Source organism: Arthrobacter sp. CAN_A212 (assembly GCF_015752345.1).
GTDB lineage: Bacteria > Actinomycetota > Actinomycetes > Actinomycetales > Micrococcaceae > Arthrobacter_D.
Map to the genome: position 1 here is coordinate 23,508 of NZ_JADOUT010000021.1, position 19,846 is coordinate 43,353.

At 67.5% G+C, this 19,846-nt stretch carries 16 protein-coding genes; 10 read left to right on the plus strand and 6 right to left on the minus strand.

Going from position 1 to position 19,846, the window contains the following annotated elements:
* Window positions 1-12: 12 nt before the first annotated feature.
* Genes IWX64_RS14075 through IWX64_RS17120 form a run of 3 tightly spaced genes read right to left on the minus strand, consistent with a single transcriptional unit; the run spans window position 13 to window position 5,941 of the window.
* Window positions 13-1,728, minus strand: a complete 1,716-nt coding sequence (locus IWX64_RS14075) for a DUF5719 family protein (protein ID WP_334683320.1) — start codon at window positions 1,726-1,728, stop codon at window positions 13-15.
* Window positions 1,725-5,324, minus strand: a complete 3,600-nt coding sequence (locus tag IWX64_RS14080; protein ID WP_395939842.1) for a glycosyltransferase — start codon at window positions 5,322-5,324, stop codon at window positions 1,725-1,727. The genes IWX64_RS14075 and IWX64_RS14080 overlap by 4 nt, the downstream gene beginning before the upstream one ends.
* Before the next feature lie 29 nt (window positions 5,325-5,353).
* Window positions 5,354-5,941, minus strand: coding sequence for a WhiB family transcriptional regulator (locus IWX64_RS17120; RefSeq protein WP_245345720.1), 588 nt, complete (start codon window positions 5,939-5,941; stop codon window positions 5,354-5,356).
* 330 nt (window positions 5,942-6,271) lie between these two features.
* On the opposite strand from IWX64_RS17120, the gene IWX64_RS14090 reads away from it, so the two are divergent.
* Window positions 6,272-7,000 (plus strand): TIGR03089 family protein, encoded by a 729-nt coding sequence (locus tag IWX64_RS14090; RefSeq protein WP_196867758.1) that lies wholly within the window; start codon window positions 6,272-6,274, stop codon window positions 6,998-7,000.
* Here IWX64_RS14090 and IWX64_RS14095 read toward each other — a convergent pair.
* The gene (locus IWX64_RS14095; RefSeq protein WP_196867759.1) at window positions 6,978-7,583 is read right to left on the minus strand and encodes a GtrA family protein; all 606 of its coding nucleotides are present in this window, start codon (window positions 7,581-7,583) and stop codon (window positions 6,978-6,980) included. The two genes, IWX64_RS14090 and IWX64_RS14095, sit on opposite strands and share 23 nt — an antisense overlap.
* Window positions 7,584-7,777: 194 nt before the next feature.
* Between IWX64_RS14095 and IWX64_RS14100 the strand changes: the two genes are divergently transcribed.
* The 5 genes from IWX64_RS14100 (at window position 7,778) to abc-f (ending at window position 14,167) form a co-directional block, all read left to right on the plus strand.
* Entirely contained in the window at window positions 7,778-8,959 is a 1,182-nt protein-coding gene (locus tag IWX64_RS14100; RefSeq protein ID WP_196867760.1) for a 5-(carboxyamino)imidazole ribonucleotide synthase, read from the plus strand.
* Entirely contained in the window at window positions 8,956-9,486 is a 531-nt protein-coding gene (purE, locus tag IWX64_RS14105; protein WP_196867761.1) for a 5-(carboxyamino)imidazole ribonucleotide mutase, read from the plus strand. The genes IWX64_RS14100 and purE overlap by 4 nt, the downstream gene beginning before the upstream one ends.
* Window positions 9,483-11,075, plus strand: a complete 1,593-nt coding sequence (locus tag IWX64_RS14110; RefSeq protein WP_196867762.1) for an LCP family protein — start codon at window positions 9,483-9,485, stop codon at window positions 11,073-11,075. Before purE ends, IWX64_RS14110 begins: the two co-directional genes overlap by 4 nt.
* Window positions 11,076-11,088: 13 nt before the next feature.
* Window positions 11,089-12,351 (plus strand): mannose-6-phosphate isomerase, class I, encoded by a 1,263-nt coding sequence (manA, locus tag IWX64_RS14115; RefSeq protein WP_196867763.1) that lies wholly within the window; start codon window positions 11,089-11,091, stop codon window positions 12,349-12,351.
* Between the two features lie 178 nt (window positions 12,352-12,529).
* Window positions 12,530-14,167, plus strand: coding sequence for a ribosomal protection-like ABC-F family protein (gene abc-f, locus IWX64_RS14120; RefSeq protein WP_196867764.1), 1,638 nt, complete (start codon window positions 12,530-12,532; stop codon window positions 14,165-14,167).
* Window positions 14,168-14,188: 21 nt separating this feature from the next.
* Here abc-f and IWX64_RS14125 read toward each other — a convergent pair whose 3' ends face one another.
* Both IWX64_RS14125 and glpX read right to left on the minus strand, forming a co-directional pair.
* Window positions 14,189-15,241, minus strand: a complete 1,053-nt coding sequence (locus tag IWX64_RS14125) for a lipid II:glycine glycyltransferase FemX (RefSeq protein ID WP_196867765.1) — start codon at window positions 15,239-15,241, stop codon at window positions 14,189-14,191.
* An 82-nt stretch (window positions 15,242-15,323) separates the two neighbouring features.
* Window positions 15,324-16,373 (minus strand): class II fructose-bisphosphatase, encoded by a 1,050-nt coding sequence (glpX, locus tag IWX64_RS14130; protein ID WP_171586451.1) that lies wholly within the window; start codon window positions 16,371-16,373, stop codon window positions 15,324-15,326.
* A 167-nt stretch (window positions 16,374-16,540) separates the two neighbouring features.
* On the opposite strand from glpX, the gene IWX64_RS14135 reads away from it, so the two are divergent.
* From IWX64_RS14135 to IWX64_RS14150, 4 genes are all read left to right on the plus strand, one after another.
* Window positions 16,541-17,170 (plus strand): DUF4245 domain-containing protein, encoded by a 630-nt coding sequence (locus IWX64_RS14135; RefSeq protein WP_334683321.1) that lies wholly within the window; start codon window positions 16,541-16,543, stop codon window positions 17,168-17,170.
* A 38-nt stretch (window positions 17,171-17,208) separates the two neighbouring features.
* Complete coding sequence (locus IWX64_RS14140) at window positions 17,209-17,823, plus strand: carbonic anhydrase (protein WP_196867766.1); 615 nt, start codon at window positions 17,209-17,211, stop codon at window positions 17,821-17,823.
* A 91-nt stretch (window positions 17,824-17,914) separates the two neighbouring features.
* Complete coding sequence (locus IWX64_RS14145) at window positions 17,915-19,342, plus strand: class II fumarate hydratase (RefSeq protein WP_196867767.1); 1,428 nt, start codon at window positions 17,915-17,917, stop codon at window positions 19,340-19,342.
* Window positions 19,343-19,430: 88 nt separating this feature from the next.
* Window positions 19,431-19,622, plus strand: coding sequence for a TetR/AcrR family transcriptional regulator (locus tag IWX64_RS14150; RefSeq protein WP_196867768.1), 192 nt, complete (start codon window positions 19,431-19,433; stop codon window positions 19,620-19,622).
* Window positions 19,623-19,846: the final 224 nt, after the last annotated feature.

Below are 19,846 nucleotides of genomic sequence, written 5' to 3' on the forward strand. Positions count from 1 at the left end.
TTACGGAGCCGCTTAGTACCCCAGATTGACCGCAACGTTTGGTTGACCGCAGCTGCCGGGTGGGAGTGGCGTCACCGAGATACCCGGTTCGCTGTCGATCTGGTGCACCTGCGCCCCGTACACCGGGTCGCCTGAGGCCGCGATGAGCACCGCCACGACGTCCTCGCCGAGGTCGGCTGCCGCCACCGTGACGGTGGTGCCACCGGCGATACTGACCGTCTGTTCCTCCAGCAGTATTCCGTCCTCATCAACGGGGGTGAGCTGCGCTTCCGACCGGCCCGTGGGGGCGCCGAAGGTCAGGGCGGCGCGGGACCCCGCTGGGAACACCGCTACCTGGGTGCTGCCGAGCCGGGTTCCCGACGGCGCGAACGCGAAGTCGACCGGTTCCTCAGCCTCGGTGCCGCGGCTGACCCGTGCTGTCGCTGATATGAGCACATCGGCTGTGACCTCGACGGTGTAGTCACCTGCCGGGAGGCTGTCCAGGGCCACGCTGGTCACGGTGCCCGCCGCGGCGGTGGCGACGCCGCCGTCGGGAAGTTCCACCTCGCCGCTGGCCCCGTAGACCCTGACGTTTACGACGGCGTCGGTGCTGCCCGGCACCACTACCTGCAGGCCAGGGGTGGCAGTTTCGTAGCCGTCCTGATCGGTGATTTCGTCGGTGATGTCCTCGTCCTGGACCCGAACCCCCGAGATCACCTGGGTGCTGGCAGCGGGTGCAGCGGGCTGAAGCAGCTCCACCCCGCCGGGAGTGAGCTCACGGAGCAGGCTCTGCTGGATGTGTCCGGTCACCCTCCCGCCGTCGCTCAGAACGCGGACGGCCAGTTGGTCCTGGTTCGTGGCCAGGCCGGCGAGCACGATTGACTCGGTGGCTCCGGGCGCGATCAGTAAACCCCTGCTGCCGCCGGCCTCGATCGGCCCCGCTGCCCCGTAGAGCCCGAGATCGACCGTTGCGGGGGTGCCGGACGGATTGGACAGGGTGAGTACGGCCGTGGCCCCCACCGTGGTGGACGCGCCGACGATCCAGAAGTCGCTGCGGGGCGGGGTGCAGTGGGCCAGGGCGAGCCCTCCCAGATCGCCGTCGGTGGCGCGGTAGCTCATTACTGCGCCGGCGGTGGCGGGGAGGTTGCCCACTGGCTGGGCGGAAAAGACGCTCATCTCGTCGACTGGCTGGTCCGCGAGCACCCCGGCCGTCCGGTTTGTCAGCCCATCCTCATCCGTGACCGATTCGGGGACCGGATCCTCGCCGGATTCGCTGCTGGCGATGGTGGCGAGCGGATCCTGCGCGCCGAGTGCTGTCAGGTCGCTGCCGGGCAGGACCGACCCGAGGCTGCTCAGCACCAGGGCGCTGACCGCGCTGCTGGCGGTCTCGGACTCCGGGCTGAACTCCGGGTCGGTGAGGGCGGCGCCGCTGGCGATCAGGCGAGGTGGGCCGGGGCAGATCCCGGTGTACTCCCCCGCGGGTACCTCGGCGACGGGGATAGGGAACTGGGCTGCGGCGCCGGTGAGCTCCAACCCGGAGATCCCGACCACCAGGGCGCCGCACGCACCGAGAAGGATCACTGATGCACCGATCCCCGTTCCCCGGCGTAATGCGTCCGGGCGTCGCCGCCTGGATCGTGGCCGGGTGGCTGGCGCTGAGCCGGCTCCCGTCACGTCTGCGGCGTCAGCCGTCGCCGGACGATTCACAGCACTGGCAGGGTCATGGTGGTGTGCACCCGGTTCGGTCATGGTCGCCCCTGGCCGGTGAGAATTGGTGTGTCGTCGACTGGCTGCTCGCCCATGGATTCGGCGGGCTGTCCGTCGGAGACGAACGCGTCAGCCCCTACCGGCTGCGGCACCACGGTGGCCGGCTGCCCGCGCCGGCCCGGGTGGGCCCTGACGAAGCGCGGGCGTGACGGCATCGGAATGGCCAGCAGGACGGTCAGGCCGATGATGACCGCGGACCCGATGCCTGCCCAGGGTTCCCACGCCGTGACATAGCTGACCTCCAGCCGGCCGCCGTCGGCGGGCAGCTCAAACTCCTGGGACCAGGCGGTGGTCCGCGGGGTCAGCGCGACTCCGTCGAGGGTGGCCCGCCAGCCGGCGTCGGAGCGCTCCGCCAGCACCAGGGACCGCTGCGCATCGCCCGCCGGGATGACCGTCGAGACGGTGCTGGGCCCTGAGGTGACTGCCTCGACGGTGCTTCCTCCGGCGTCGACGATGCGCACCCGTGCTCCGGCGGTGCTCTCCAGGCTGGTGCTGTCGGCCGTCGTGGCAGCGCCATCCGGACCCGTCATGGGCGCCACCCTCCACAGCCATCCCGAGGTGGTGTTACCCACCGCGACCAGGCCCGGCACGGCGTCAATCTGTCCGGCGAGTACCTCGGCGGCTGAATCCGACTGTTGAAGCACAATGAATCCGACGCCCAGCTGATTCAGTTCCTCCCGGGGATCGTAGCCGGTACCGGCCACGATCACGGCGACGGTGCTCCGGATGGCGGCGGTCGCTTCGTCGTCCGCGCGCAGCTGGGCCGATCCCAGCGGGCCGTAAAGGCCACGGGCCGAGTAAATCTGCGAGAGCTGGTCAAGGGTGGTCCCACTACTGCGCATCAGCGCGGCACTGACGTTGTTGCTGCCGTCCACGGTGAGCACCAGGGACTTGATGCGCTCGGGGCTGTTCCCACGGTCAGCGGCTGTTGCGGGAAGGGTGCGCTCGGCGCTGGGCGCGAGGAGAAGGTCAGCCCCGAACCGGGTACCGGTGCTCGCCGTCGACGACGTGCTGTCGGTGATCAGGCCGTCGGTGGTCAGGGTGTCGGTGGTCAGGGTATCGCCGGACAGCGTGACGGTTGCGGGATCAGCTGGCGTCGGGATGACCCACAGGCCAAGACTGACCGCCGGCCCGATTCCCAGCACCACGGCTGCAGCAACCAGTGCGGGCCCGGTGCGGCGGCGTGGAGCGGAGGCGTCCGTACGCGCCGTGCGTGCGGTTCGGGTCTGGTGCGCGGTGAGGCCCTTGTCAGCTCCGATGAGGGCCGCTCCCGCCATGGACAGCACCAGCACCGAGACCAGCGGTCCGGTGAATGGGGTAATCAGCGCTGAGGACCCCACCGAGACGGCGACAAATGACAGGGCAGTGGAGAGCAGCAGGGCGGACAGGCCGAGGAGCCAGAACCCACGGGCCAGGACGGTGCCGCGGCCGGGCAGGAACAGCGCCGCGGCAGCGAGCAGGAGGGGTGGACCGCCGACCAGCAGGGCAGCGGCCAGCGCCCACGGCCCCTCGGGGAGGAACGGCAGGGCCGCGAGCGTGGCCGTCGGTTCGAAGGCCACCGGGTAGCCGAGTAGCTGCTGCCACAGCGCGGCAGCTTCAAACTGGACGGGGACGCCGGGATCGGCCAGCACGGCGCGGAGTTGGTCAGCTGTTGAGCCGATGAAGGGAACGAAGAGGGCGAGCGGGGGCAGCAGGGACCACCACAGGGTCTTGGCGCGGCGGCGGAGCAGGAAGGCTGCGGTGAGAATTCCCACCACGGTCAGGGGTAGCAGGGACGGCGCCGCCGCCGTGATCGCTGCCAGGAGGAGGCCGGCGGTCGCGGCGGCGGTCCAGCTGGGAATCCCGCTGATGCCCGGCTTCAGCATCACTTCGACCGGGCGCCGGCGGGCGTAGGCGTCGTCGTCGTCAAACTGGGAGGCGTACGGGCTCGACGTCGCCTGAGCCACACCGGACGCCTGCGGGTGGGCTCCCGGCCGCGGTGCGCGTGCCCCGCCCACTGCGCGGATCAGTGCCAGTCCCGCCAGCGGCAGCAGCAGGTGCACCAGCAGCGCACCAAGGCGTCCACTGCCCAGGGCCACCTGCAGCGCCGGGACGGCTGCCCAGAAGAAAGCTGCCCACAAGCGCAGTTTTCGGCTCCGGGTCAGTGCTCCGGCGGCGAACCAGGCGGAGAGTCCTGCCAGCGGGAGCGCCAGCAGTACCAGGATGAGCAGGGCGACGTTGCCGTTGCCGAACCCCAGGGCGGCGAGCAGCCACAGGACATATCCGAAGGGATCGCCATGCCCGGCCATTCCTGACCCCAGGGGAATCCACCAGGTGGACGCGTTGCTCCAGATATCCGCCATCGACGCGGAGACCGGCAGCAGGGCTCCCCCAGCCAGCGCGGGTGCACCGATAAGCCGGAAGAGGCCCACGAGGGACACGGCCGTCAGGACGACGGCGGCCACGATGGCGCCCACGCCGACCCAGGTGCGCGATGGTGCGGCCAGGGAACTGAAGTCTTCAACGGCGTCGCCGGAGGGAATGTAGGCGCTCTGCTGGTCGGCAATCTCGGCTTCGCTGAGGTGTCCCTTCGCCGAGAAGGCATCCATCACCGACCGGCGGTGCGACCAGACTTCGCGGCGGGAGGTACGGAGCGCACGGACCGTGCTGCGCGGGAGCTTCCTCGTGCGGGTGGCGCGGCGGCGGGACCGCAGCAGGTCAACGGGACGCAGGACTGCTGAGACGCTGGCGAAGAGTTGGCTGAACCCGTAGCCGGGGTCCTTGGCCAGGAGCCCCAGCACCAGGCGGCCGAATCCGCCAATGATCGCCCCGACCGCCAGGAAGGGGAGCTTCCACAGGGTCGAGTGCTTTAACCGCAGGTAGACCTCCGCCTTGCGGGCTGCACGGTCAGCCACGGTGGGGTGGGTGCGGGAGGTGGCGTGACAGATGACCGCGCTCGGGACCACCACGACGCGGTGTCCGGCGAGCCGGTTCCGCCAGCAGAAGTCGACGTCGTCGCCGGTGCCGGGTAATGCCGGATCGAACCCCTCCAGAAGGTCCCAGATGTCCCTCCGGATCAGCATGCCAGCGGAATTGACGGCGAACACGTCGCTCCGCGAGTCGTACTGGCCCTGGTCGAGTTCGTCGACGTCGATCAGCGTCAGACGTTCAGCCCACCGGCTGATGGACAGCCCGACGTCGACCAGTTTCCGCCGGTTGCCCCACTGAACCTGCTTGGAACCAGCGACGGTGACCGAGGGGGCGCGTTCGACGGCGAGGAGCAACTCCTCCAGCGCCCGGGGTTCGGGGGCCGAATCGTCGTGGAGAAGCCACAGCCATTCGTGGCCAGCATCCGGACCGTCAACCGGTGGGCGGCGTTGCGGCATCTCGGCCAGACCCACCCGCACCGCCGCTCCGAAGCCCGCGCGGGACGGCGCCCCCACCACGGGGGACCCGACCGGCAATTCCAACTGCAAAATGGACGCCGAGTCATCAGTTGACCCGGCGTCGACGCCAATCACAAAATCGGCCGGGTACTCCTGCGCTCCCAGAGCCGCGAGGGTGGCCGAAAGAAATGCTGAACCGTTGTGGGCAACCACTACGGCCGTGACGCGGGGGTGCTGCAGAATCAGACCGCTCGCTTTCGTAGCCGACGACGCTCGCGCTCGGAAAGCCCACCCCAGATACCGAAGCGCTCATCGTTGGCCAACGCATACTCAAGGCACTGCGAGCGGACGTTGCAGGCGCCGCAGACCTTTTTGGCGTCCCGGGTGGACCCGCCCTTCTCGGGGAAGAACGCCTCGGGGTCGGTCTGCGCGCACAGCGAATCGGCCTGCCAGCCCAACTCGCCCTCGTCATCGAAATCCTGGCCGATACCGGGGAGACCGATCCAGACGGCCTGATCGCTCCGCTCAGCTGTCTGCCGGCTCGGCCCGGGGGCCTCACTGGGGGTGAAGCGCTGCGGCGCCACGAGCGCCGAGGGTGACTCGCCCTCGGGGTCCGCCAGCTCTCCGTGAGCGGTCAGATCTTCGTGAGCAGTCAGGAAGGCGGTCGCCTGGTCCTCAAGTGAACTTGCGGTGCTCTGCCGGTACCGCTCTGCTGCCTCAGGGTCTGCCGGGTCCACAAACCAGTCGCTGGGGACGCCACGTGAGCCGTAGCGCGCCGAAGCCTGTGCCTCAATGGTCGTACGGTTGTGGACCTTTTCTGCCTGTCCCATGTCAGCCCTCCCGGTGTTGCCGTTCCAGCAGCTACTGTGGTGGATTCAGGCACGACTACTGAGCAAAAGGTGTTTTGCGAGAGACTGTGCGGCCCAAGTATCCGATGTGCTGGAACTTTCCGTTACCTAATTACACGCGTGTAATACGTGTTCAGTCAAGCGCCGGGAGGAATCTTATAGAGTTATTTCCCGGGAACCCGTTCACGCCACGCTGAGAGTTTGTCACTTCGGCTGCGGCGTGTCCCCTGTGACACTGGCAAATCCGCGTTCGGGGGTTGCTCCGCCAAAAAAATTATTCGCACCCAGGCACCAGGAAGGCGTCAACCCGCCATGACAGCATCCACGGCAGTCCCCCACCTCATGCAGCAGCTCCGCACGGTCAACCCCTCGGCTCCCCGGCTGATCTGGTACGGCCCCAACAGTGAGCGCATTGAGCTCTCCGGCCGGGTGCTGGACAACTGGGTGGCGAAGACCTCCAACCTGCTGGTCGAGGAACTCGACGCCGAACCCGGGACACGGGTCAGCCTGTTGCTGCCGGGCCACTGGAAGACCCTGGTGTGGGCTCTGGCCTGCTGGCAGGTGGGTGCGGTTCCGGCCGCCAGCCCGGTCACGGCCGACCCCGCCGCGGACATCGTGGTCAGCTCCGATGACACGGTAGCGGTGAACTCGCCCGCCCAACTGCTGGTGCTGGTGGCGCTGGGCGCCCTCGACCTGAAGTACCCCGGAACCATTCCCGCCGGTGCCGTTGACTATGCGGCGGAGGTACGGGGCTACGGGGATGAGTTCCTCGACCTTCCTCCAGCGATCGAGGACCAGACCGCGATGGAACTCACCGATGGGGACTTGAGCATGGCGGTGCTTTTCGATCGGGCTGAGGCCTGCGACTGGACTCCGGGCGGAGTGCTCCTGGTCCCGGCCGAGGTGCCCCTTGAGACGACTCTGGCTGCGGCCGTGCACTGCTGGACCACCGGCGGCACGCTGATCGTGGTGCACTCCACTGTTGACCTGTCCGCTGACCTGCTGGCGAGCGAACGGGTTACTGATCGCGTGGGAGCGTAGGTTCGCGGGGTTCCGCGTTCAGGCTGTCGACAATTGCCGGTCCTGATCCGGCGCCGGCTGTCGCGTTTACCGGTCCTTCCTCTGCCCTGTCACCTGGCTGTCCGAATAGTTCCCGGTCGTGGCTGAATGCCGGATCCTCATCGAGCTCCACGTTGAACACCCAGAACCGGTAGGCGACGAACCGGAGGATAGTGGCGAGGACTGTCCCCACAATGCCGGCGAAGAACAGGGTTGGGCGGTCGGTGATGTCCATCGGGTACTTGGCGATCCACACACAGCCGGCAGCGATCCCCATGCCGATCAGGTTGATGAACACGAACATGGTCAGTTCGCGCATCGGGTTGGGCTGCCGACGGCGCCGGAAGGTCCAGTAGCGGTTCGCGATCCAGGCGAAAACGGTGGCCACCGATGCTGACACGAAGCGAGCCTTGACCTCACTGTCGGACATGGGGCCGTGGATCAGATACCAGAACAGGCCGTTGTCGATGACAAAAGCCACACCGCCGACGGCGCCAAACTTGGCAACCTCTCGCCAAAACAGGGACGCGAGGCCCCTGATGCGCTCTGCCACTGTGGAAAACATGACCCTCCGCGGTCCGGTTGCATGCTGGTTAACCCATGATCGCGGACGTGCAATCGTAGGGGGTGGTACCACCATGCTGCATGCACAACGGCCAATGAAACATTTTAGCTGCCAAGGATGGGAGTTTCCTAGAAACCCACCCCACCTGGGCCCAGCGTGCCAGTACCGCGCCCGGCAGTGGGTACCCTGAGTACGTGACTTTTCCTGTAATCGGCGTGGTTGGCGGCGGCCAGCTGGCGCGCATGATGGCCCCTGCCGCAGTCCAGCTCGGCTTCACCCTGCACGTTCTGGCCGAAGGCCCCGACGTGTCGGCGGTGGCAGCCGTCGCCTCCTCCACGGTGGGCGACTACCGCAGCCTCGAGGAGCTGAGAGCGTTCGCCGTCGGCGTGGATGTGCTGACCTTCGACCACGAGCACGTCCCCGGGGAGCTGCTCCGGGCACTGGAGGCCGACGGCGTGAACGTACAGCCGCCGTCGTCCGCCCTCGCCCACGCCCAGGACAAAATCGTGATGCGCCGTGCCATCGACCGGCTGGGCCTGCCCAACCCGGAGTGGGACGAGGTGTCCTCGGTGACGGAACTGTGCGCGTTCGGCGACCGGATTGGCTGGCCGGTGGTCCTGAAGACCCCGCGCGGCGGCTACGACGGCAAGGGCGTCATGATCCTCGACTCACCTGCCGACACCTCCCGCGCAGCTTCCTGGTTCACGGGCGGCACTCTGCTGGCCGAAGCCAAGGTGGACTTCAGCCGCGAACTGTCCGCCCTGGTGGCCCGCACCCCGTCGGGTTCGTCCCGGGCCTGGCCCGTGGTGCACTCGATCCAGGTGGATGGCGTCTGCGACGAGGTGATCGCGCCCGCTGCCGACCTTCCCGCCGACCTTGCGACGACGATTGGTTCCGCTGCGCTGCGAATCGCCGACGAGCTGGGGGTGACCGGGGTGATGGCGGTCGAGCTGTTCCAGACCCCCGGAACCGAGGCAGGGTTCATGGTCAATGAACTGGCCATGCGGCCCCACAACTCGGGCCACTGGACCATGGACGGTGCGGTCACCGGCCAGTTCGAGCAGCATCTTCGGGCGGTCCTGGACCTGCCACTGGGAAGCACCGCGACGCTGGGCGAGGTGACAGTGATGAAGAACTATCTGGGCGGCAGCAACGTTGGCCTCTATAGTGCCTACCCGGTAGCACTGGCGGCAGAACCCGCCGCGAAAATCCATGCCTACGGCAAGGATGTCCGGCCGGGTCGCAAGATCGGCCACGTCAATGCCGTGGCACTGGCCGGCGAAAGCCTCTCCACCGTCCGGGACCGGGCGGAGCGGACCGCAGCCATCCTCAGGGATGGGCAGGACGGTCCAGCAATGCGGAAGGAAAACACATGAACAACCCCCTGGTGGGCCTGGTGATGGGCTCCGATTCGGACTGGCCGGTCATGGAAGCCGCCGCGCAGGCCCTGACCGAGTTTTCGGTTCCCTACGAGGTCGACGTGGTGTCCGCGCACCGGATGCCCACGGAGATGATCGCGTACGGGCAGGGTGCCCACGAGCGCGGGATTCGGGTCGTCATCGCTGGTGCAGGTGGCGCCGCCCACCTGCCGGGGATGCTGGCGTCGGTCACCCCTCTGCCCGTGATTGGTGTCCCTGTGCCGTTGAAGTTCCTTGACGGGATGGACTCGCTGCTGTCGATCGTGCAGATGCCCGCAGGGGTTCCGGTGGCGACGGTATCGATCGGTGGTGCCCGCAACGCGGGGCTTCTCGCCGTGCGGATCCTCGCGGCCGGCGAAGGGGACCTGGCCGACCGCCTCCGTGGCGAGCTCGTCGTCTTCGCTTCCGATCTGCGGCAGAGCGCCGTTGACAAAGGGGCCGCGCTCCGCGCCCGGGCGGCGACCCCGGAGGGCAGCGGCGTATGAGCCAGCACCCCGGCTCCGAGGGTCACTGGCAGCTGACCGACCCGGTCCGCTACCCCCAGTCCGCCCCGCCCAGGGTCCGCACCAAACGCGCGTTCGTCCTGCTCCTCCTGACCCTGGTGTTGCCGGGTTCCGCTCAGATCGTTGCCGGCGACCGCTCTCTGGGCCGGCGCGCCCTGGTGGTGACCTTCTTTGTCTGGCTGGCTGTGGTGGCAGGAATCGTCGTCGCCGCGACCAACCGCACCGTACTGGTGAGCGTGGTGACCCACCAGTGGTGGTCGCTGGTGCTGATCATCGTCCTGCTGGCACTGGCGGTGTCCTGGGCGATTCTGTTCCTGAACACGCTGCGGATCATCAGGCCTCCCCTGCTGGAGCGATCGATGCGTCCACTGGTGGCCGGATCGCTGGTAGCCCTGATGGTGGTCACCAGCGGCTCCCTCGCCTACGGTGCCTACCTGCTCAACGTCAGTCGCGGCACCTTCGGTTCTATCTTCCAGACCGGTCCCGCGTTCGACCCAGTGGATGGCCGCTACAACTTCCTCCTGATGGGCGGCGACGCCGGCGAGGACCGCACCGGCCGCCGGCCGGACAGCATCTCGGTGATCAGCGTTGACGCTTCCACCGGCGCCGCCGTCACCTTCAGCATTCCCCGCAACCTGCAGAACGCCCCGTTCACCGAGGACTCCCCGCTGTGGCAGATCTACCCGGACGGGTACAACTGCGGGGACGAATGCATCATCAACAGCCTCTACCCGGTGGTCGCCCAGCAGCACCCAGACTTGTATCCCGATTCCGACGACCCGGGCGCCGAAGCCATGATGGACGCCGCCGGCGGGGTTCTGGGCATTGAGGTTCAGGCCTACATTCTGGTGGACATGGAGGGCTTTTCACAGGTGATCGACGCCATGGGCGGGATCACCATTGACGCCGGGGGCTGGGTTCCCATTACCTCCGCCGAGATTCCGGGCACCAACCCGATCCGGCACTACCCGCCCTCCGGGTGGATCGCCCCCGGGGTGCAGACCCTCGACGGGTATCAGGCCCTCTGGTACGCCAGGTCACGGGAATTCGTGACCGACTATCACCGGATCGCCCGGCAGCAGTGCGTGCAGCAGGCGATGATCGCCCAGCTGGATCCAGCGACCGTGCTGACCCGGTTCGAGGACCTGGCCAGTGCCGGGGCCGAGATCGTCGAAACGGACATCGCCCTGGACCAGCTGGGGAGCTTCGTGGACCTGGCGCTGAAGGCCAAGAACCATGAAACCCGCCGCCTCACCATCGGCCCACCCGACTTCGGTACCGCGGCCGACAACTTCGTCACCTATCCCGTTTTCGAAGAAATTCATTCCCGGGTCCAGGCGACCCTCGCCGAGGACGTCTCTGCCTCAGCGGCGGACCTGCCGGTGCCGGGGACTTCCGGCGCCCCGGACATGACGACCGTTTTCCAGTCCACGCAATTGCCAGGCATGGTTCCTGCGCAGCTCACCGACCCCGAGGTCACCGAAGAATACCTGCAACAACTGGCCATCAACGGTGACATTCCGACCCTCAGCACCCTGCTGGACAACAATGGGGAATGCAGCCCCGCCTAACGAAACGAGACCCATGTACCTGCTGGAGAACACCCTGCGGCCCTACGCCTGGGGATCCGAAACGGCAATTGCCGAGCTGCTCGGCCGGGTTCCGACGGGTGGACCGGAGGCGGAGTTGTGGATTGGTGCCCACCCGGATTCACCGTCGCGGGTCCTGCTCGAGGACGGCACGCAGGAGGAGCTGGACCGGCTGATCGCCGCGGACCCGGACCGTGCCCTGGGAACAGCAACCCGTGAGCACTTCGGCGACCGGCTCCCGTTCCTGCTGAAGGTGCTCGCCGCGGCCGCCCCCCTCTCACTCCAGGTCCATCCCAGCAGCGACCAGGCGGCGGCCGGGTTTGAGGCCGAGAACGCCGCCGGGGTTCCCGCCGATGCCCCCCACCGGAACTACCGGGACGGATTCCACAAGCCGGAGATGCTCTTCGCCCTCACCCCCTTCGAGGCGCTGTGCGGGTTCCGTCCTGCGTCGGAGGCCGCCGGCGTGTTTGAGCACCTGGCCACCGTGGTCGAGGGCTCCGGAGTGGACATCCCCGCGCTGCTGGCCGACGTCGTCAGCGACCTCCGTCACCCGGATCAGGGAGAGGCGCTGCGCAGCGCCTTCACCCGCCTCCTCACCGACGACGGCGCCCCGCAGGCGGTGGAGGCCGTCGCGTCCGCCCTCGCCGATGCGCCCGGGAAGGATGCCGCGACGGTCAGAGACCTCGCGGCGCACTACCCCACCGACCCCGGGGTACTGGTCGCCCTGCTCCTGAACCGGGTGTCGCTACAACCCGGCCAGGCCATCTACCTGCCCGCCGGGAACGTTCACGCCTACCTCAGCGGCCTCGGAATTGAGGTGATGGGAGCCTCAGACAACGTCCTGCGCGGAGGTCTCACTCCCAAGCACATTGACGTCCCCGAACTGCTGCGCACCGTCCGGTTCGAGACGGCGAAGGTACCCGCCGTCGAGGTCCGCCATACCCCACTCGGCCAGGAGGTGTACTGCCCGCCCTTCGAGGAGTTTGCCCTGCAGCGCCTCGACCTGCGCACCGGCTCCGATTCGATGGCGTCCTCCGACGTGCCGCTGGCCCAGAACGGGCCTGTGCTCGTCCTCGCCGTCTCCGGGAGCATCGTCCTGGATTCACCGCGTGGTGACCTCCTGGTCCCCCGGGGATCCAGTGCCTTCGTCCCGGCCAACGAGGCCCCCGTCATGGTGAAGCTCGCCTCTGGTACCGGTCCGGACGCCGACAACGACGACGACGGCGCCCTGGCCTTCGCCGTCACCCTCCCCGGCTGAACAGGACCGTCCCTACCAAACCCCACCCCGACCGGTTGCCCCGCAAAAGTGCTGCAGCCGCAGAACCGCTGCTGCGTTAGAACTTCCGTGCAGCTCTGGCACTTTTTTGCGCTATAGAACCCGTCCCGACGACGGCTGATGGTCAGGGGTGCTGGCCGGGTTTCCCTAAGATGGACGGGTGACTGCTTCCCTCGTGGCGAAGGACCTCTCCGGAGGACACGCCCACCGCACCCTCTTCTCCGGCCTCAATCTGACGATCGCGCCCGGCGACGTCATTGGCGTGGTCGGTGCGAATGGCGCCGGCAAGTCCACGCTACTCAGGCTCCTCGCCGGGGCAGACACGCCCCTGGGCGGCACGGTCACCACCACCCCCACCGACGCCTTCGTGGGGTGGCTGCCGCAGGAGCACGACCGGCTCCCCGGCGAAACCATCGAGGGCTATCTGGGACGCCGGACCGGGACGACGGCGGCAACCGCGGCCATGGAGGCGGCCGCCGACGCGCTGGCCTCCGGTACCAACGCCGCGAACGACGCCTATGGGGCAGCGCTGGACCGCTGGATGGCGTGCGGCGCGGCGGACCTCACCGAACGCATCCCGCCCGTCCTCGCGGAGCTGGGCCTGACCCTCGGCCTCGATACCCCGATGACCGGCCTGTCCGGCGGGCAGGCCGCCCGGGTGGCGCTGGCCGCCCTGCTGCTGAGCCGGTTCGACATCGTCCTTTTGGATGAGCCCACCAATGATCTCGATCTGGCGGGACTGACCCGCCTGGAGGAGTTTGTGCGGGGGCTGCGGGGCGGCGTCGTCCTGGTCTCCCACGACCGCGAGTTTATGGCACGCTGCATCACCACCGTGGTGGAACTGGACCTCGCGCAGGGCAGTGTCGCCGTGTACGACGGCGGCTATGATGCGTTCCTTGAGGAACGCGCCGTGGCAAGGCGCCACGCGCGGGAGGCGTACGAGGAGTTCGCTGACAAGAAGGCCGACCTGGTCTCCCGCGCCCGCACCCAGCGGGAATGGAGCTCCCAGGGTGTCCGGAACGCGATGAAGAAGAGTCCGGACAATGACAAGATCCGGCGCCGGGCGTCCATGGAGTCCTCGGAGAAGCAGGCGCAGAAGGTCCGCCAGATGGAATCGCGGATTTCCCGTCTTGATGAGGTGGCCGAACCGCGCAAGGAGTGGCAGCTGCAATTCAGCATCGGTCAGGCCCCCCGCTCCAGCTCGGTGGTGGCGACCCTGAACCGCGCGGTGGTGCGCCGCGGCGGGTTCACCCTCGGGCCGGTATCACTGCAGGTCAACGCCGGAGACCGGATTGGAATCACCGGCCCCAACGGTGCCGGGAAATCCACGCTCCTGGCCTTGCTGCTGGGCCAACTGGTTCCCGACGACGGTGGTGCGGCCCTGGGAGCGAGTGTCGCCGTCGGCGAGATCGACCAGGCGCGCGGCGTGTTTGCGGAGACCGAGAAGCTCGGCGATGCCTTCGAGGCGCTGGTGCCCAGCCTGAACCGCGCCGAAGTCAGGACCCTCCTGGCGAAGTTTGGGCTCAAGGCCGACCAGGTCGGCGGCACGGTGGCCAGCTTGTCCCCCGGTGAACGCACCCGGGCAGCGCTCGCACTGCTCCAGTCCCGCGGGGTGAACCTGCTGGTGCTGGACGAGCCGACCAACCATCTGGACCTACCGGCCATCGAACAGCTGGAGGAAGCGCTGGAACACTACGACGGCGCACTGCTCCTGGTCTCGCACGATCGCCGGCTGCTCGAGAACGTGCGGCTGGATACCCGGTGGACGGTCGCCGATGGGAAGGTCAGCGCTAGCTAACGGTCAATTCAGCGAACCGACTCAGCGAGCCTGGGACCGGCTCGGAATCCTTGAGATCAGTGTCGCCTTGACCCTGGCCGCGGTGGACTGCGCGAAGCGTAACCCGTCGCGGGCTAGCGGCATCGCCCGGGCATACACCGGGTAGAGGGGTGAGAGGGGTTTGTCCCAGGTGCCGGCGAGCAGGTTCTCGTGCTTGGCCCAGCCCATTTTGAACTTGGAGACACCGTCGTTCAGCAGCCCATTGAAGTCATAGCGCGCCGCCCCGCGCTCCCTCATCGCCTGGATGGCCAGCCACTTCAGCGCGTAGTTGGCGCGGAGGTGTTCACCCGCGGCGGTCATCCCGCCGTAGAGTTCGAACACCGTATGGTCGCTGGCCGAGAGCCAGAGGAACGCCACGACGTCGTCGCCCTGGAACGCCGCGTAGACGGGCGACGCGCTTCCCAGGTTGTCGAAGATGTCCAGGTAGTAGGGGTCCTCATGGATGCCGAACCCGGCACGTTCGGCGGTCTGCCGGTATACCGCGAGGCAGGCGGGAAGTTCCGCGCGGGTCACTTCCCGGTACTGGAGGTCCTCCCGCCCGGACTTCCTGATGTACTGCCGGTGCTTCTTGCTCATCGCGGCCAGCAGTTCATCCTCGCTGAGGGTGAGGTCGAGAATGAGGGTCCGCCCGATCAGGATGGTGCTCTTGGTGCTGCGCCAGCCCGCACCGGCGAGGGCGCGTGCCGGGGCGGCGTCAGCCTCCCAGTCCGGCTCGATACTCAGCGCCACCGGCCGATGGGCGCGGCGCGCGTAGACCTCCAGCGCGGCCAGCACCTCCGCTTCACGTCCGGGGAGGGTCTGCGGTCCGCGCGGGCAGTAGGCCAGCGCACGGAACGGCAGGGGCAGCTTCCGCAGCAGCAGCTGGGCTGATCCTACGAGTTCGCCGCCGTCCTGCACCAGGACACGGTCGACGCTCCAGCCATGGCTGGCCTTGGTCTGGCCCCATCCCCAGAGCTGCTGGGGATGCCCAAGCAAGGCGTTGACGGAGGCGTCCCACCGGGACGCGTCGGTGCACTGCACAACAGAAAGGGTCATGCCCTCAACCCTAGCGCTGATCACGGGGCAGCCTCACGTGCTACCCCGGACCGGCCACGTCTGTCGTGTTCCCTCAGTGCTCCTACTTCAGGCGGGCGTAGCTTTCCCACTTATGAGCCTGGTGCTCGCCGTCGACCACGCGGATGGTTCCGGACTTGGAACGCATCACGATGGACTGGGTGAGGACCTTGCCCTTGTTGTAACGCACGCCGCGCACCAGGTCGCCGTCGGTGATGCCGGTCGCTGCGAAGTAGCAGTTGTCGCTGGTCACGAGGTCGGAGGTGGACATCACCCGGTCGAGGTCGTGGCCGGCGTCGAGCGCCTTCTGCTTTTCCTCGTCGCTGGTGGGCCACAGGCGGCCCTGGATGACGCCGCCGAGGGACTTGATGGCGCAGGCGGCCACGATCCCCTCGGGGGTACCGCCGATTCCCATCAGGGCGTCGACGTCGGTGCCCTCACGGGCCGCGGCAATGGCCCCGGCCACGTCCCCGTCCATGATGAACTTGGTGCGCGCACCGGCGGCGCGAATCTCGTCGACCAGCGGACGGTGACGGTCGCGGTCCAGGATCATGACGGTGACCTGGTTGACCGACTTCCCCTTGGCCTTCGCGATCAGGTGCAGGTTTTGTTTGACAGGCAGGCGCAGGTCGACCATGTCGGCGGCCTCGGGCCCGGTGACCAGTTTCTCCATGTAGAACACGGCGGAGGGGTCGAACATGGTGCCGCGCTCGGCGACTGCCAAAACGGCGATTGCATTGTTGATGCCGAGGGCCGTCAGCCGGGTCCCGTCGATCGGGTCGACAGCGACGTCGCACTCCGGTCCGCTGCCGTCGCCCACCCGCTCGCCGTTGAACAGCATCGGGGCTTCATCCTTCTCGCCCTCACCGATGACCACCACGCCGTTGAAGTGGACGGTGGAGAGCAGGGAGCGCATGGCGTCCACCGCCGCACCGTCGGCTTTGAGCTTGTCCCCGTAGCCGACCCAGTGGCCCCCGGCAATCGCTGCGGCTTCGGTCACTCGCACCAGTTCCAGCGCAAGGTTGCGGTCCGGCTCGTCGTCGCCGACGGCGAGGGCGCGCGAGAGCGTTGAGTACTGGGCTGATTTGGCGGTGTTAGACACGTCAATCCTCATCGTCGAAGCGGTGCTGTGCCATCCCTGGCGAAAGCTGCGGGACTTGTCCCCTGCGCCCAATCATAGTGGGCACCGGTCCAGCCGCACTATGCGTGACGGCGGGCGCCCCGCGCTCCACGCGGACCATCGTTTAGGCAGGCGCCCCTGGTGTGGTGGAAAATAGAACCGTGAGCACCCCCCAGCCCGGATCATCGAACAATCCCGCCGACAGCGACCCCCGTCCCGACGCTGACCCGCAGTTCACGCCTGTCCTGACCCAGAAGCAGGCGAAGCGGGCCAACTCCACCGTGATCGGCATGCTCATCGCGATCGCCGCGACCTTCGGCCTTGTCCTCCCGGTGCTGTTGCTCAACCCGACCCATACCGCTGAGACCTACGCCCGGGACATCGACGTTCAGAACGTCTCAGCCGAGGCCGCTGACATTGCCGGCTATGTGCCACTGGCACCCGATCTGCCGGACGGCTGGACCTCCAACTTTGCCCGGTGGAACCCGGGCGGCAGTGACGGCGTCCCCTTCTGGGAGGTCGGCTACCTCACCCCCGGACGGCAGTTCATCCAGCTCACCCAGACCGACAACGCGAACCCCACCTGGACCGCCCAGCGTCTCGACGGCGCCCAGCTCTCGGGCCAGCGCACCATCGAAACCCTCGACTGGGAGCTGTTCGACTCCTCATCAGGGGATTCCTTCCTGACCTCCGAGACCGACGATTTCACCCTGATCCTCAATGGCACCGCCGACCTCGCCGAGTTCGATGTGCTCGGCGCCGCGCTCATCGACGAACTCTCTGCGTCATAGGCTCGGGAAACCGGGGTCATCCGGCGTAAGGTAGGGCCGTGGACCACCAACTGACTCCTGCCGATGCCTGGCAGCGACTACGCGAAGGAAACCAGCGGTTCGTCACGGGGACGTCCTCGCATCCGAACCAGGACGCCTTGCACCGGGCCTCCCTGGTCGAGACCCAGCACCCGTTCGCCGTCATCTTCGGCTGCTCGGACTCCCGGCTGGCCGCTGAGATCATTTTCGACCTGGGCCTGGGCGACATCTTCGTGGTGCGCACCGCCGGCCAGGTCATCGACGACGCCGTCCTGGGCTCCCTTGAGTTCAGTGTCGGTGTGCTGAACGTGCCGTTGATCGTGGTGCTCGGCCACGATCGCTGTGGTGCCGTATCGGCCACCATTGAGTCCCTCGACTCCGGCGTGATGCCGGTGGGCTTCCTCCGTGAACTCGTGGAGCGGATCACACCGTCGGTCCTCACATCCCGCCGCAACGGGGTTACCGATCTCAACGCGACGGTTGTCGAGCACATCAAACAGACCTCGAAGCGCATGGTCGACTCGTCGCGGGTCATTGCCGACGCCGTCGAGAAGGGCTCAACAGCCGTGATGGGTGTGACCTACCGGCTGGAGGACGGCAAGGCCGAGATCGTCTCCGGCATCGGCGATCTGTAGGAAGGAGAACCCGTTAGGGTTTTGCTATCGCCAGGGATTTGGTGCTGCGTAGGATTTGGTTCGCTGCAGCCCCACCGGAGAGAATTGGCGCATGACTCAATCGCCTGGATCCGACGCCGAATTCCGTATTGAACACGACACGATGGGCGAGGTCCGGGTTCCGGTCAACGCCCTGTACCGTGCGCAAACCCAACGCGCCGTGGAGAACTTCCCCATCTCCGGCACCCGCCTGGAGCGCGCCCACATCGAAGCACTGGCACGGATCAAGAAGGCCGCCGCCACTGCCAACGCCGAGCTGGGAGTGCTCGACGACGAGCGTGCCCGTGCCATCGAGGCCGCCGCCGAGGAAGTCGCCCAGGGCCACTACGACGGCGACTTCCCGATCGACATCTACCAGACCGGCTCCGGCACGTCGTCGAACATGAACATCAACGAGGTCATCGCCACCCTGGCGACCCGCGCCCTCGCCGCCGCGGGCAGCGAAACCACTGTTCACCCGAACGACCACGTCAACGCCTCCCAGTCCTCCAACGATGTGTTCCCCACCTCGGTGCATGTGGCCGCTGCGTCAGCGCTAACGAAGGACCTGGTGCCCGCACTGGAATACCTGGCCGCATCGCTGGAACGCAAGGCCGACGAGTTCAAGACCGTCGTCAAGTCCGGCCGCACCCACCTGATGGACGCCACGCCGGTCACCCTCGGCCAGGAGTTCGGCGGCTACGCCGCGCAGATGCGCTACGGCGTCGAGCGCATCCACGCCTCCCTCCCCCGGGTCGCCGAAGTACCCCTGGGCGGCACCGCCGTCGGCACCGGCATCAACACCCCGGCCGGATTCCCGGCGCGGGTCATCGAACTCCTCGCCAGCGACACCGGGTTGCCCCTGACCGAGGCACGCGACCACTTCGAGGCGCAGGCCAACCGTGACGGCCTCGTCGAGGTGTCGGGGATGCTGCGGACCATCGCCGTATCGCTGACCAAGATCAACAACGATCTGCGCTGGCTGGGCTCCGGCCCCAACACGGGCCTCGGCGAGATCGCCCTGCCCGACCTGCAGCCGGGGTCATCAATCATGCCCGGCAAGGTCAACCCGGTCATCTGCGAAGCGGTCATCATGGTGTGCGCCCAGGTGATGGGCAACGACGCCACCGTTGCCATTTCCGGCACCAACGGCGCGTTCGAACTCAACGTCGGCATCCCCGTCATCGCCCGCAACGTCCTGGAATCGGTGCGGCTCCTGAGCACCTCCACCCGGGTGATGGCCGACAAGATGATCGACGGCATCACCGCCAACGAGGAACGGGCCCGGTTCCTCGCCGAGGCCTCCCCCTCGATCGTGACCCCGTTGAACAAGTACATCGGCTACGAGAATGCCGCAAAGATCGCCAAGAAGGCAGTGGCTGAGGGACTGACGGTCCGGGAGGCCGTCGTCGCCCTCGGGTTTGTGGAGCGCGGTGAACTCACCGAACAGCAGTTGGATGACTCACTCGACGTCCTGTCGATGACCCGCCCGCCGCAGTAACCTCCTCCAGGTCCCTGGAGTACAAAAACTGCCCCGGGGGAAAGACCCGCCGCAAGCAATCGGCGTGCCTTTCCCCCGGGGCAGTTTCTTGACCGAAAACACCCGATCAGCGATCTGCGACACCGCCCGCCGGCTGACCATCGACAAGGGCCTCAGCGGGTTCACCGTCGAAGAGCTCTGCGAGCAGGTCGGCATTTCCCGGCGCACCTTCTTCAACTACTTCCCACCAAGGAAGACGCGGTGCTTGGCCACAGCGAGGACCATCAGCCAAAAGACCTGATGGACGCGTTCCTTGCCAGTGCCGGATCCGTCCCCCTACTCCGAGCGCTGGCCGAACTGGCCGCCTCCACCGGCGAGCGCCTGGCCATCACGCGGGAGGAGTTCCCGCAGATGCACGCTCTCATGCAGCGTGAACCCCAGCTGCTCGTGAAGCTGTTCGGCGACTCGGCGGTCCGGAACAAGGAGTTCGCGGCCCTGATCGCGCGACAGAGGAGGGTCGAAGCT